The sequence below is a fragment of the Streptomyces sp. NPDC029216 genome (assembly GCF_040648015.1).
Taxonomy (GTDB): domain Bacteria; phylum Actinomycetota; class Actinomycetes; order Streptomycetales; family Streptomycetaceae; genus Streptomyces.
In genome coordinates, this window is sequence record NZ_JBEZWL010000014.1 from 1 (window position 1) to 13,226 (window position 13,226).

Genomic DNA, 13,226 nt, shown 5'->3' on the forward strand with positions numbered 1-13,226 from the left:
CAGCAGGCGGCGGGCCACGTCGGCGTTGTACGAGGGGTCGCCGCCGCGCAGGGCGGAGATGTCGACGGTGGCGATGCCCACGTCCCGCGGGTCGAAGCCGTGCTCGGTGATCTTGCCGTCGCGTACCCACCACACCCGGGAGGTCCCGGTGGTGGTCAGCTCGTCCAGGCCGTCGTCACCGCGGAAGACCAGGGCGGAGGTGTTCCGCTCGGCGAGCACCCCGGCCATGATCGGCGCCAGCCGGCCGTCCGCCACGCCGACCGCCTGGGCCTTGACCCGGGCGGGGTTGGTGAGCGGGCCGAGGCCGTTGAACGCGGTGCGGACCCCGAGGTCCCGGCGGGCCGAGGCCGCGTACCGCAGGGCCGGGTGGAAGACCACCGCGGAGCAGAAGGTGATCCCGGCCTCCTCCGCGACCTGCACCACCCGCTCCGGGGTCAGCTTCAGGTTGACCCCGAGCTTCTCCAGGACGTCGGAGGAGCCGCTGGCGGAGGACGCGGCCCGGTTGCCGTGCTTGACGATCTTCGCACCCGCGCCGGCCGCGACGATGGCGGACATGGTCGAGATGTTGACCGTCTTGGCGCCGTCGCCGCCGGTGCCGACGATGTCCACGGTCCGCCCGGGCACCTCGATCAGGTTGGCGTGGGCGTACATCGTCCGGACCAGCCCGGTGTACTCCTCCACGGTCTCGCCCTTGGCCCGCAGGGCCACCGCGAAGCCCGCGATCTGCGCGTCGGTGGCCTCGCCGCGCATGATCCGCTCCATCGCCCAGGCGGTGTCCTCGCTGGCGAGGTCCCGGCCGCTGAGCAGGGCCTCCAGGATGCCCGGCCAGCCGCGGGCCGCCACGCTGTCGCCGCCTGCCGGGGTCGCAACGTTCATGGTCAGCTCCTGCTGCTCGTCGGGTTTCCGATGTCGGGGCCCACGTCGAATGGGAAGGATCTCAGCCTATCCAGCCCCGGAGACGGCAATGAGCCCCCGTCCAGACCCTGGACGGGGGCTCATGCCGTGGCGACACCAGGACCGACCAGCGTCGGTCCCTCAAGCGGTCGTGCCGGAGATCAGTGGTGGCCGTGGCCCGACTGGATCTCCTTGTACTCCTCGGCGGTGGGCTTCGGAATCTGGTTGCCCTCCGCGTAGAAGCCCTTGCTGAGCTTCGCGCGCAGCTTCTCGCCGCGCGTCACCTTGCGCTCGACGCCGTTCTCGTCGACCGTCGGGCCGATCTCGACCGGCTTGTACTGCTCGTGCGCGGTGAGCGTGTGCAGCTTGCCCTGCGGGAGCGGCTCGTGGACCTCGACGAACTCACCGTGCGGCAGACGCTTGATGATGCCGGTCTCGCGACCGTGCAGCACCTTGTCGTGGTCCCGGCGCTGGAGGCCGAGGCAGATCCGCTTGGTGGCGATGAAGGCCAGGACCGGGACGGCGAAGAAGCCGATCCGGACGAACCAGGTGATCGCGTTGATCGACAGGTGGAAGTACTGGGCGAACATGTCGTTGCCGCCGCCGATGAGGAGCACGATGTACTCCGCGATCCAGGCGACACCGAAGGCCGTACGGGTCGGGACGTTGCGCGGGCGGTCCAGGATGTGGTGCTCGCGCTTGTCGCCGGTGACCCAGGACTCGATGAACGGCCAGACGGCGATCGCGCCGAGGACCAGCGGGAAGAGCAGCAGCGGGATGAACACGCCCAGGACGAGCGTGTGGCCCCACAGGTTGATCTCCCAGCCGGGCATGGCACGGATCAGGCCTTCCGGCATACCCATGTACCAGTCGGGCTGCGCACCGGTGGACACGTGGTCCGGACGGTACGGGCCGAGCGCCCAGATCGGGTTGATCGAGGCGAGCGCCGCGATGGCCGAGATGACACCGAAGACCAGGAAGAAGAAGCCTCCGGCCTTGGCCATGTAGACCGGCAGCAGCGGCATGCCGACGACGTTGTCGTTCGTCTTGCCGGGACCCGCGAACTGGGTGTGCTTGTGGTAGAAGACCAGGATCAGGTGGGCCACCAGCAGGCCCATCATGATGCCGGGCAGCAGCAGGATGTGGATCGAGTAGAACCGGGCCACGAAGTCGCCGCCGGGGAACTCGCCGCCGAAGAGGAAGAACGACAGGTACGTGCCGACGATCGGCACGGACAGGATCGCGCCCTCCATGAAGCGGACACCGGTGCCCGAGAGCAGGTCGTCCGGCAGGGAGTAACCGGTGAAGCCGGTGAACATGCCGAGGACCAGCAGCAGGAAGCCGAAGAGCCAGTTGACCTCGCGCGGCTTGCGGAACGCGCCGGTGAAGAAGACGCGCATCATGTGCACGACCATCGCGGCGACGAAGATCAGCGCCGACCAGTGGTGGATCTGCCGGATGAGCAGACCGCCGCGGACGTCGAAGCTGATGTCCAGCGTCGAGGCGAAGGCCTCGGACATCTGGACGCCCTGCATCGGCACGTACGAGCCGTGGTACACGACCTCGTTCATGCTCGGGTGGAAGAACAGCGTCAGGTACACACCCGTGAGGATGATGATGATGAAGCTGTAGAGGCAGATCTCGCCCAGCATGAAGGACCAGTGGTCCGGGAAGATCTTGCGCATGTTCGCCTTGGCGAGGCTGTAGATCCCCAGGCGGCCGTCCGCCCAGTCGGCTACGCGCTCACCGCGCGGCGCTTTGCGCTCGGTGGTGGTGGCAGTGCTCATCCGCGCTCCCAGAATGCAGGACCGACGGGCTCTTCGAAGTCGCCGAGCGCTTCGAGGAAGCCTTCGTCATTCACGCCGATCCGCAGCTGCGGAAGCGCGTGACCGGCCGGGCCGAAGATGACACGGGCGCCGTCGGAGAGGTCGAAGGTGGACTGGTGGCACGGGCAGAGCACGTGGTGCGTCTGCTGCTCGTACAGGCTGATCGGGCAGCCGACGTGGGTGCAGATCTTCGAGTAGGCCACGATGCCCTCGTGGGACCACTCCAGCTCCTGCTTGTCCTTGATGTCCTCCGGCTTGATCCGGACGAGCATCAGGGCGGCCTTGGCGATCTGGTTCTGGAAGTCGTGCTGGTCCTCCTCCAGGCCCTCGGGCATGGCGAAGGTCAGCGAACCGACCAGAACGTCCTCGGGGCGCAGCGGCTCCATGGTGTTCTGGTTGATGATCAGCTTGCCCTTGGTCCACATGGTCTTGCGCAGCTTGTCCTCGGGCAGCGTGCCCAGGTCGCGGAGCAGGACCACGCCGGAGAGCGGCACCAGGGCCAGCGCGCCGAGCATGGTGTTGCGGATCAGCGGGCGGCGGGCGATGCCGGACTCGTTCGCACCGTCGGCGAAGTCCTGCATGACCTTGGCCTTGACGTCCGCCGGCGCCGCGATCTCGTGGCGGTCGTCGGCGACCTCCACGTCGGACATCAGGGTGCGGGCCCAGTGGACCGCGCCCGCGCCGATGCAGAAGAGGGCCACGCCCAGGGTCAGACCCAGGGCGAAGTTCAGCGCGCTCACCTTCCCGATCGGGAAGACGTAGATGATCTTCTCGACGGGGATGGAGACGTACGAGGCGATGAAGCCGACGGTGGCCAGCATCGACAGCGTGAACAGCATCGCGACCGTGCGCTCGGACCGCCGGGCGGCCCGCTCGTCGATGTCCTGGATGCGCGGCTTGTGGACCGGGAGGCCGGGGTCGGCGAACGGGTCGTCCGCGACCGCTACGGCACCGTGGTGCGCGTCGCCCTGCTCGCTCGGCAGGTGCTTGTCTTCGGGAATGTCTTGGCTACTCATGACTTCTTGGCCTTAGCGGTGTGGGCCGCGACCCAGACGGCGACAGCGATCAGCGCACCCAGACCGAAGATCCAGCCGAACAGACCCTCGGAGACGGGGCCGAGGCCACCGAGCTTCAGGCCGCCAGGGCTGACCGACTTCTCGCCGTTCACGTTCTGGAGGTACGCGATGATGTCCTTCTTCTGCTTCTCCGGCATCGTGCTGTCGGGGAAGGAGGGCATGTTCTGCGGGCCGGTGAGCATGGCCTCGTAGATGTGCTTCGGCTCGACGCCCTCCAGGTTGGGGGCGTACTTGCCGTTCGTCAGCGCGCCGCCCTCGCCGGTGAAGTTGTGGCACTGCGCGCAGTTGTTGCGGAACAGCTCGCCACCGGCGGCGATGTCGGCACCGGCCGGGTCGTACTGCTTCTCGGCCGGCGTGATCGGGCCGGCGCCGAGGGAGGCGATGTACGCCGCGAGCTGGTCGATCTGGGCCTGGGAATAGATGTTCCGCTTCTTCGGCACCTGGGCGCCGGGCTGCTGGGCGGGCATGCGGCCCGTGCTCACCTGGAAGTCGACGGCCGCGGAGCCGACGCCGACCAGGCTGGGGCCGTCAGTGGAACCCTGACCGCCGGTTCCGTGGCAGCTTGCGCAGCCCACGGCGTAGAGCTTCTTGCCCTCCTCGATGGCGAGGGACTGGGCGGTTTCATCGGCCTGCGCCTTGCCCGCGGGCGCGAAGGCGGCGTACAGCCCCCCAGTGACCGCCAGCGCGAAGAGTAGAACGACGACCGCCGCCAGCGGATGGCGTCGTCGTGCGGAGAGCTTTTTCACGGATTACCCCGGTGTCAGGATCTTCTGCGTCGGTGTTTCTGGATGGTGCGCCGGGCGGGGCCCGGCGACGTTTCGCTACTTGATCAGGTAGATCGTGGCGAAGAGGCCGATCCAGACGACATCGACGAAGTGCCAGTAGTAGGACACGACGATGGCCGACGTGGCCTGTTCGTGGGTGAACCTCTTGGCCGCGTACGTCCGGCCGAGGACCAGCAGGAAGGCGATGAGACCGCCCGTCACGTGCAGACCGTGGAAGCCGGTGGTCAGGTAGAACACCGTGCCGTACGGGTCGGACGAGAGGCTCAGGCCCTCGTGCTTGACCAGCTCGGTGTACTCGAACACCTGGCCGCCAATGAAGATCGCACCCATGACGAACGTGATGATGAACCACGTCCGGAGCTTCTTCACGTCACCGCGCTCGGCGGCGAACACGCCGAGCTGACAGGTGAGGGAGGAAAGCACCAGGATCGTGGTGTTCGTCGCCGAGAAGGGCAGGTTCAAGGCCTCGGCCTGTTCTGCCCAGTGCTCGGCGCCCATCACGGATCGCAGGGTGAAGTACATCGCGAAGAGGGCCGCGAAGAACATCAGCTCGGAACTCAACCAGATGATGGTTCCGACGCTGACGAGGTTCGGCCGGTTGACCGTCGGGTGCGCGTGCCCGGTATCTACTGTCGTTGCTGTCGCCACGACCGACATTATGTCGGTCGCTTATCCCGCCCTCACCCCGGGGGGTGCCGTTCGGAGTGTCAGGGGGGTGTGCAAGGCCCGAACGGCCCATCAGATCACCCCCGGGCGACCTCCCGTACGAGGCGTGCGGAACCGATGTTGACACCGGGGCGGGAGGAGTAGCATCCCGCGCATCATCAGCGTGATTCACGGACACGTGGAGGAACGAAATGCGGGCGACTGCGCGGGTTCTGGTCTACAGCGACGACGCGGGCACCCGGGAGCAGGTGCGGCTGGCCGCCGGGCGCAGGCCGGCGGCGGACCTGCCGCCGGTGGAGTTCCTGGAGTGCGCCACTCTTCCAGCGGTCCTCAAGGAGTTGGACGCCGGCGGCATCGACGTGTGCGTGCTGGACGGCGAGGCGGTCCCCGCCGGGGGCATGGGTGTGTGCCGGCAGATCAAGGACGAGATCTTCCGGTGTCCCCCGGTGCTGTTGCTGATGGGGCGCCCCCAGGACGCCTGGCTGGCCACCTGGAGCCGCGCGGACGCGGCCGTCACCCTTCCGGTGGACCCGGTGGAGTTCCCCGAGGCCCTGGCGGGCCTCCTGCGCTCCCGTCTGGCCCCCAACGCCGCCTGAGGCGCGGACGAGGGCCCGCGGGCGGCTGTGCGGCCGTCCGCGGGCCCTCGTGGCCGTACGGGACCTGCGAGGGCCCCTCAGACGGTGGGGCGCAGGCGGGCCTGGTCGATGGCGCTGCGGCCCTCCTGGGTGCCCTTGAGGAGGTAGCTGCCCTCGCGCCAGTCCTTCCAGTCCATGTTCCAGTCGCCGAAGCCGTTGCCGAAGGTGTCCATCTCCTCGCCGATGCTGTTGATCACCTTCACGACGTCGCCTTCGGTGATGTTCTCGTAGAACCAGGCGGCGTTGGCGGTGCTCATGCCGGTGCAGCCGTGGCTGACGTTCTCGTAGCCCTGGGAGCCGACCGACCAGGGCGCGGCGTGCACGTACTCGCCGCTCCACGTCACCCGGGTGGCGTAGTAGACGGGCAGGTTGTAGTACTCGCTGCCGCCGATGCCGACGGTGTCCCCGCGCATCTGGACGAAGTACTGCTTGCCCAGTACCACCTTGACCCCGTTGCGGGTGGAGAAGCCGGGCTTTCCGGTGGTCACCGGAATGGTGTTGATCACTTCTCCGTTGCGCTCGAACGTGAGGGTGTGCGCGGCGGCGTCGGTGGTGACCTCGACGCGGTCGCCGATCTCCAGCTTGAGGGGCTTGGACGCGGCGCCGTGGAGGTCGTCCTCGATCTTGACGCCCTCCAGGTTGCTCCGTACGGAGACCCAGGAGTGGGCGGGCCAGTAGTCCTTGGGGCGGAAGTGCAGGTTCTTGTCGTCCACCCAGTGCCAGGCGCCCTCGACGGGGGCCGGCGTGTCGACGACCAGGCCCCGTTCGACGAGGGCGCGGGCGGCCTTGTCCTTGACGGGTTCGCTGAGTTCGGCCGTGATGGGCTGTCCGACCCCGTATTTGCCCTCGTCCGGGCCGAATTCGACCTTGAGGACCTTCTTGGCCGGGGTGGTGTCGAAGGCCAGCGTGCGCTGTCCCGGGGCGCCCTGCTGGTCCTCCGTGCTCACGGTGACGGTGTAGTGGACGCCCGCGGCCATGGGAGTGGTGCTGTGCCAGCGGTCGCCCTTGGCGGAGAGCTCGCCCGCCAGGCGGCGTCCGTGGGTGTCCACGGCCGTCACGTCGGTGATACGGGACTCCGCGCCCTTGGCGGTGACTTCGAGGGGCTTGTCGGGGTCGGCGGCGCGGCCGGCGGGCGGCTGGTTGAAGGCGATCCGGTCCCCCGCGTCATACGGGCGGGCTGACAGCGGGTTGTCTGCGGACCCCCCGCATGCGGTGGCGCCGGCACCGAGGGACGCGACCAGCAGGGAGCAGCTGAGTACCGTCCAAAGACGCGGTGAGTGGTTCATGCGCTCAACGCTATGAACATATGACTATTACGTCGCGCGGGGTGACTGCAAACGAGGGGCCCGGACTCCTCCGAAAGGTGTCCGGGCCCCTCTGTACTGCTCGTTCCGCTACCGCCTACTGGTTCTGGTTCTCACCGCGGTAGTACTCGTACACCCAGCCCCACAGGCCGATCAGGATGATCGGGGCCGAGAAGTACATGAGCCACCAGCCGAAGATGACACCCATGAACGCGAGCGCGCCACCGATGCCCAGCGAGAGCGGCTGCCAGCTGTGCGGGGAGAAGAACCCCAGCTCGCCCGCCTCGTCGGCGACGTCGGCCTCCAGGTTGTCCTGGGCCATCTCGTCCACGCGCCGGGCCGTGAAGGCCAGGTAGTAGCCGATCATGGCGCTCAGGCCGAAGGCCAGCGCGAGAGCGGTGGTTCCGACCGGCTCCTTCGACCAGACGCCGTAGACGACGGTCATGATCAGGATGAAGACGGAGAGCCAGAGGAACATCTTGCCCTGGATCTTCACTTGCCGGCCTCCTTGCCACCGGTGACGGCCTTCGCCGGGGCGTGGTCCTCGAGGTGGTCGAGGGCCGCGATCTCCGGGTGGTGCAGGTCGAACGCCGGCGATTCACTGCGGATGCGCGGCAGGGTGAGGAAGTTGTGCCGCGGCGGCGGGCAGGAGGTCGCCCACTCCAGCGAACGGCCGTAGCCCCACGGGTCGTCGACCTCGATCTTCTTGCCGTACTTGGCGGTCTTCCAGACGTTGTACATGAACGGCAGGAAGGACAGGCCGAGCACGAAGGAGCTGATCGTCGAGATCGTGTTCAGCGTGGTGAAGCCGTCGGCCGCGAGGTAGTCCGCGTAACGTCGCGGCATGCCCTCGGCGCCCAGCCAGTGCTGCACCAGGAAGGTGCCGTGGAAGCCGATGAACAGCGTCCAGAAGGTGATCTTGCCGAGGCGCTCGTCCAGCATCTTGCCCGTGAACTTCGGCCACCAGAAGTGGAAGCCGGCGAACATCGCGAACACCACGGTGCCGAAGACGACGTAGTGGAAGTGCGCGACGACGAAGTACGAGTCGGAGACGTGGAAGTCCATCGGGGGCGAGGCCAGGATGACGCCGGTCAGACCACCGAAGGTGAAGGTGACCAGGAAGCCGATCGTCCAGAGCATCGGGGTCTCGAAGGACAGCGAGCCCTTCCACATGGTGCCGATCCAGTTGAAGAACTTCACACCGGTCGGGACCGCGATCAGGAAGGTCATGAAGGAGAAGAACGGCAGGAGCACACCGCCGGTGACGTACATGTGGTGCGCCCACACCGTCACCGAGAGGCCGGCGATCGCGATCGTCGCGGCGATCAGGCCGATGTAACCGAACATCGGCTTGCGCGAGAAGACCGGGATGATCTCGGAGACGATTCCGAAGAACGGCAGGGCGATGATGTACACCTCTGGGTGTCCGAAGAACCAGAAGAGGTGTTGCCACAGCAAGGCGCCGCCGTTGGCCGCGTCGAAGACGTGTGCACCGAACTTCCGGTCGGCCTCCAGCGCGAAGAGCGCGGCGGCCAGCACCGGGAAGGCGAGCAGGACCAGGACACCGGTCAGCAGCACGTTCCAGGTGAAGATCGGCATGCGGAACATCGTCATGCCCGGGGCGCGCATGCAGATGATCGTGGTGATGAAGTTGACCGAGCCGAGGATCGTACCGAAGCCGGAGAAGGCCAGACCCATGATCCACATGTCGGCGCCGATGCCCGGCGAACGGACGGCGTCCGACAGCGGGGAGTAGGCGAACCAGCCGAAGTCGGCGGCACCCGAGGGGGTGACGAAGCCGGCCACCGCGATGGTCGAACCGAAGAGGTACAGCCAGTACGCGAACATGTTCAGCCGCGGGAACGCCACGTCGGGCGCGCCGATCTGCAGCGGCATGATCCAGTTGGCGAAGCCGGCGAACAGCGGGGTCGCGAACATCAGCAGCATGATCGTGCCATGCATGGTGAACGCCTGGTTGAACTGCTCGTTCGACATGATCTGCGTGCCCGGACGGGCCAGCTCGGCGCGCATGAAGAGCGCCAGGAGACCGCCGATCAGGAAGAACACGAACGAGGTGACCAGGTACATCGTGCCGATGGTCTTGTGGTCGGTGGTGGTGAGCCACTTGACGACCACGTTGCCCGGCTGCTTGCGCCGCACCGGCAGCTCGTTTTCATACGAGTCGGCGGCGGCACCCTGGGATTCGTTGAGGATGCTCACAGTTTGTTCACTTCCGCATTCCGGGCGGGGTCAGTCTGCTTGATGCCGGCCGGCAGGAAGCCGGTCTGACCCTTCTCCGCCAGCTGCTTCAGGTGGGCCTTGTACTCCGCGGGGGAGACGACCTTCACGTTGAAGAGCATGCGGGAGTGGTCGACACCGCAGAGCTCGGCACACTTGCCCACGAAGGTGCCTTCCTGGGTCGGGGTGACCTCGAAGACATTGGTGTGACCGGGGATGACGTCCTGCTTGAACAGGAAGGGCACCACCCAGAAGGAGTGGATGACGTCGTTCGACGACAGGATGAAGCGGACCTTCTCGCCCTTGGGCAGGTAGAGGGTCGGCCCCGGGTTGTTCGTGTCCGCGTTCCGGTCGCCGGGGACACCCTTGTCGTAGACGCCCTCGGCGCCCGCCGGGAACTGCTTGGTGAAGCGGTCCGGGAGGGAGGCGAGCTCCTTCGGAACCGCACCCGCCTTCGGGGTCGCGCCGTCACCGTCGACGTTCTCGACGTAGTTGAAGCCCCAGCTCCACTGGAAGCCGATCACATTGATGGTGTGAGCCGGCGTCGTCTTGGAGAGGGTGAGCAGCTTCGACTCATCACGCGCGGTGAAGTAGAAGAGCACCGAGACGATGATGAGCGGGACCACGGTGTACAGCGCCTCGATGGGCATGTTGTACCGGGTCTGCGCGGGGACCTCGATCTTCGTCCGGCTACGCCGGTGGAAGATGACGCTCCACATGATCAGGCCCCACACCAGGATGCCCGTGATGAGAGCGGCCGCCCAGGATCCCTGCCACAGGGAGAGGATGCGAGGCGCCTCCTCCGTGACCGGGGTGGGCATTCCGAGGCGGGGGAAGTCTTTCCAGGTGTACGAGCAACCAGTGGCGGTCGCCAGGACCACGCCCGCAGTCAGCGCCTGCAGCAGCTTCCGCCGCATCGGGCGCCGCGGCGAGCGGTCGGAGCCGTAGGGACTCACGTAGCGCCTTCCCGAGAGTCTCGGCCCGCGCGGCCGGCCGCGGCCGTGTTCGGGTCGGTCGCCGGCCCTGACGCAGGCAGGGGTTTGGATGTTTATGCGGACCAAACCCTACTGGACGCTATTTGAGGCCGCGCGGGGAGGGTGCCCAACGCGCCGCTACTGCCCCCGAAGGGATGGATCCGCCGTACGGGGGACGGCCCGTACGGCCCTGAACGGCGGGCTCCGGAAGGCATCTGACGGCCCCTGAACCCGCCGCGACCTGGGCGGGGTCCGCCCACCCGGCGGCCGGCCCGCGCCCCCGCCCCCTCAACACCCCTTCCCCCGCCGCCCCTGCCTTACGGTGGCCGGATGCCGTACTTCGACACCGCGTCCGCCGCCCCGCTGCACCCCGTGGCCCGGCAGGCGCTGCAGGCCGCACTGGACGAGGGCTGGGCGGATCCCGCCCGGCTGTACCGGGAGGGGCGGCGGGCCCGGCTGCTGCTGGACGCGGCCCGGGAGGCCGCGGCCGAGGCCGTGGGATGTCGCGCCGACGAGCTCGTGTTCACTCCTTCGGGGACGCACGCGGTTCACGCGGGCGTCGCGGGGGCCCTCGCCGGGCGCCGGCGGGTCGGCGGCCGTCTGGTCGTATCGGCGGTCGAGCACAGCTCCGTCCTGCACGCCGCGGAGACGCACGCGGCGGCCGGCGGCACGGTGACGGAGGTTCCGGTGGACCGGCTCGGCATGGCGGCCCCGGAGGGGTACGCGGCCGCGGTCGGCCCGACCACGGCTCTGGCGTGCCTCCAGTCGGCCAACCACGAGGTGGGCACGGTCCAGCCGGTGGCGGAGGTGGCCGAGGTCTGCGCGGCGGCGGGGGTCCCGCTGCTCGTGGACGCGGCGCAGTCGCTGGGCTGGGGCCCGGTGGAGGGCGGCTGGTCGGTACTGGCGGCCAGCGCGCACAAGTGGGGCGGCCCGCCCGGGGTCGGCCTGCTGGCAGTCCGCAAGGGGGTCCGCTTCGCCCCCCAAGGCCCCGCCGACGAAAGGGAGTCGGGCCGCTCCCCCGGCTTCGCGAACCTCCCGGCCATCGTGGCGGCGGCGGCCTCGCTGCGGGCCGTGCGGGCCGAGGCGGACGCGGAGGCGGCACGGCTGCGGGTGCTGGTGGACCGGATCCGGCGGCGGGTGGCCCGGCTGGTGCCGGACGTGGAGGTGGTCGGCCACGCGGACCGGCGCCTGCCGCACGTGGTCACGTTCTCCTGCCTGTACGTCGACGGCGAGACGCTGCTCCACGAACTGGACCGCTCGGGCTACTCGGTCTCCTCGGGCTCCTCGTGCACGAGCTCCACGCTGACCCCGAGTCACGTGCTGCGGGCGATGGGGGTGCTGTCGGAGGGAAACGTACGGGTCTCGCTCCCGCGGGGCACGACGGCGGAGGAGGTCAACGGCTTCCTGGAGGTGCTGCCGAGGGCGGTGGCGGGGGTGCGGGAGGAGCTGGGCGTCGTGGAGCCGGCCGCTTCCGGCCCGCCGGTGGGCGACTCGGTCGAGGTCGACGCCCTCGGGCTCCGCTGCCCGCAGCCGGTGATCGAGCTGGCCCGGGCCATCGGGACGGTGCCGGTGGGCGGGACGGTGACGGTCCTGTCGGACGACGAGGTGGCGCGGCTGGACATTCCGGCGTGGTGCGCGATGCGGGGGCACGTGTACCTGGGCGAAACCCCGCGCGGGGACGCGGTGGCCTACGGCGTCCGCCGGGCCGTCTGACGCCGGTTCCGCTGCGCCTGGGGGCTCCGCCCCCAGGCCCTCCCCCAGCGGTAGCTGGGGGAGGGCCTGGGCTTGCCCCGGGGAACTACGCCTCCAGGTGGGCGCGGACCTCGGCGGCGGCGGTTTCGCCGTAGGCCTTGGTGAAGCGCTCCATGAAGTGCGCACGCGCCAGCGTGTACTCCTGGGTGCCCAGGGTCTCGATGACCAGCGTGGCCAGCATGCAGCCGAGCTGCGCCGCCCGCTCAAGGCCCACGCCCCAGCCGAGCCCGGTCAGGAACCCGGCCCGGAACGCGTCGCCGACACCCGTCGGGTCGACCTTCGCCGTCTCCTCCGGGCAGCCGACCAGGATCGGCTCCTCGCCGACCCGCTCGATGCGCACGCCCTGCGCACCCAGGGTGGTGACCCGGGTGCCGACCTTGGCGAGGATCTCCTCGTCCGTCCAGCCGGACTTCGTCTCGATGAGGCCCTTCTCGTACTCGTTCGAGAAGAGGAAGGTCGCGCCCTCCATCAGGGTGCGGATGTTCTCGCCGTCCATGCGGGCGATCTGCTGCGAGAAGTCCGCCGCGAAGGGGATCCCGCGGGTGCGGCACTCCTCCGTGTGGCGGAGCATCGCCTCGGGGTCGTCGGCGCCGATGAGGACCAGGTCCAGTCCGCCGACGCGGTCGGCGACGGCCTTCAGCTCGATCTGGCGGGCCTCGCTCATCGCGCCCGTGTAGAAGGAGCCGATCTGGTTGTGGTCGGCGTCCGTGGTGCAGACGAAGCGCGCGGTGTGCAGCACCTCGGAGATCCGCACGGAGGCCGTGTCCACCCCGTGCCGGTCCAGCCAGGCGCGGTACTCGTCGAAGTCCGAGCCGGCCGCGCCGACCAGGATCGGGCGGCTGCCGAGCTGGCCCATGCCGAAGCAGATGTTCGGGCCGACGCCGCCCCGCCGCACGTCGAGGTTGTCGACGAGGAAGGAGAGGGAGACCGTGTGGAGCTGGTCGGCGACGAACTGGTCGGCGAAGCGGCCCGGGAAGGTCATGAGGTGGTCGGTGGCGATGGAGCCGGTGACTGCGATGCGCACGGCGTGGATGCTCCTGCGGATGACGGCGGGTGACATCCAAAGCTACCGTTCC

12 protein-coding genes are annotated in these 13,226 nt (G+C 68.7%); 2 read left to right on the forward strand and 10 right to left on the reverse strand.

The genetic code is table 11. The features are described 5' to 3' along the window. From trpD to AB0F18_RS08230, 5 genes are all read right to left on the reverse strand, one after another. A partial coding sequence (gene trpD, locus AB0F18_RS08210; protein WP_362056243.1) for an anthranilate phosphoribosyltransferase occupies window positions 1–876 on the reverse strand: 876 nt, incomplete at its 3' end. Between the two features lie 179 nt (window positions 877–1,055). Then, window positions 1,056–2,681: a cytochrome bc complex cytochrome b subunit gene (locus AB0F18_RS08215; RefSeq protein WP_362056245.1), complete on the reverse strand. Its 1,626-nt coding sequence runs from the start codon at window positions 2,679–2,681 to the stop codon at window positions 1,056–1,058. Further along, the gene (locus AB0F18_RS08220) at window positions 2,678–3,736 is read right to left on the reverse strand and encodes a Rieske 2Fe-2S domain-containing protein (protein WP_362056247.1); all 1,059 of its coding nucleotides are present in this window, start codon (window positions 3,734–3,736) and stop codon (window positions 2,678–2,680) included. The genes AB0F18_RS08215 and AB0F18_RS08220 overlap by 4 nt, the downstream gene beginning before the upstream one ends. Then, window positions 3,733–4,542, reverse strand: coding sequence for a c-type cytochrome (locus tag AB0F18_RS08225; protein ID WP_362056249.1), 810 nt, complete (start codon window positions 4,540–4,542; stop codon window positions 3,733–3,735). The genes AB0F18_RS08220 and AB0F18_RS08225 overlap by 4 nt, the downstream gene beginning before the upstream one ends. Before the next feature lie 75 nt (window positions 4,543–4,617). Further along, on the reverse strand, window positions 4,618–5,238 hold the full coding sequence (locus AB0F18_RS08230; protein ID WP_362056251.1) for a heme-copper oxidase subunit III: 621 nt from the start codon (window positions 5,236–5,238) through the stop codon (window positions 4,618–4,620). Between the two features lie 200 nt (window positions 5,239–5,438). Here AB0F18_RS08230 and AB0F18_RS08235 point away from each other — a divergent pair, with 200 nt between their 5' ends. Then, complete coding sequence (locus tag AB0F18_RS08235) at window positions 5,439–5,843, forward strand: hypothetical protein (protein ID WP_358897528.1); 405 nt, start codon at window positions 5,439–5,441, stop codon at window positions 5,841–5,843. A 77-nt stretch (window positions 5,844–5,920) separates the two neighbouring features. On the opposite strand, the gene AB0F18_RS08240 is transcribed toward AB0F18_RS08235, so the two are convergent. From AB0F18_RS08240 to coxB, 4 genes are all read right to left on the reverse strand, one after another. Continuing rightward, complete coding sequence (locus tag AB0F18_RS08240; RefSeq protein WP_362056253.1) at window positions 5,921–7,168, reverse strand: Ig-like domain-containing protein; 1,248 nt, start codon at window positions 7,166–7,168, stop codon at window positions 5,921–5,923. Window positions 7,169–7,283: 115 nt separating this feature from the next. Then, on the reverse strand, window positions 7,284–7,682 hold the full coding sequence (locus tag AB0F18_RS08245; RefSeq protein ID WP_042813651.1) for a cytochrome c oxidase subunit 4: 399 nt from the start codon (window positions 7,680–7,682) through the stop codon (window positions 7,284–7,286). After that, window positions 7,679–9,406: a cytochrome c oxidase subunit I gene (ctaD, locus tag AB0F18_RS08250; protein WP_362056255.1), complete on the reverse strand. Its 1,728-nt coding sequence runs from the start codon at window positions 9,404–9,406 to the stop codon at window positions 7,679–7,681. Before ctaD ends, AB0F18_RS08245 begins: the two co-directional genes overlap by 4 nt. Next, the gene (gene coxB / locus AB0F18_RS08255; protein WP_362056257.1) at window positions 9,403–10,380 is read right to left on the reverse strand and encodes a cytochrome c oxidase subunit II; all 978 of its coding nucleotides are present in this window, start codon (window positions 10,378–10,380) and stop codon (window positions 9,403–9,405) included. Before coxB ends, ctaD begins: the two co-directional genes overlap by 4 nt. Window positions 10,381–10,728: 348 nt before the next feature. On the opposite strand from coxB, the gene AB0F18_RS08260 reads away from it, so the two are divergent. Further along, window positions 10,729–12,111 carry an aminotransferase class V-fold PLP-dependent enzyme gene (locus AB0F18_RS08260; protein ID WP_362056259.1) on the forward strand — a complete coding sequence of 461 codons (1,383 nt, stop codon included), beginning with the start codon at window positions 10,729–10,731 and terminating at the stop codon, window positions 12,109–12,111. An 85-nt stretch (window positions 12,112–12,196) separates the two neighbouring features. On the opposite strand, the gene AB0F18_RS08265 is transcribed toward AB0F18_RS08260, so the two are convergent. Beyond that, window positions 12,197–13,174: a carbohydrate kinase family protein gene (locus AB0F18_RS08265; RefSeq protein ID WP_362056261.1), complete on the reverse strand. Its 978-nt coding sequence runs from the start codon at window positions 13,172–13,174 to the stop codon at window positions 12,197–12,199. Window positions 13,175–13,226: the final 52 nt, after the last annotated feature.

What these genes read in the sequence shown, in the direction of transcription:
- AB0F18_RS08220 (WP_362056247.1), bottom strand. Translation starts at nt 3,736, where the DNA reads ATGAGTAGCCAAGACATTCCCGAAGACAAGCACCTGCCGAGCGAGCAG.
- AB0F18_RS08240 (WP_362056253.1), bottom strand. Translation starts at nt 7,168, where the DNA reads ATGAACCACTCACCGCGTCTTTGGACGGTACTCAGCTGCTCCCTGCTG.
- AB0F18_RS08215 (WP_362056245.1), bottom strand. Translation starts at nt 2,681, where the DNA reads ATGAGCACTGCCACCACCACCGAGCGCAAAGCGCCGCGCGGTGAGCGC.
- AB0F18_RS08260 (WP_362056259.1), top strand. Translation starts at nt 10,729, where the DNA reads ATGCCGTACTTCGACACCGCGTCCGCCGCCCCGCTGCACCCCGTGGCC.
- AB0F18_RS08235 (WP_358897528.1), top strand. Translation starts at nt 5,439, where the DNA reads ATGCGGGCGACTGCGCGGGTTCTGGTCTACAGCGACGACGCGGGCACC.
- AB0F18_RS08230 (WP_362056251.1), bottom strand. Translation starts at nt 5,238, where the DNA reads ATGTCGGTCGTGGCGACAGCAACGACAGTAGATACCGGGCACGCGCAC.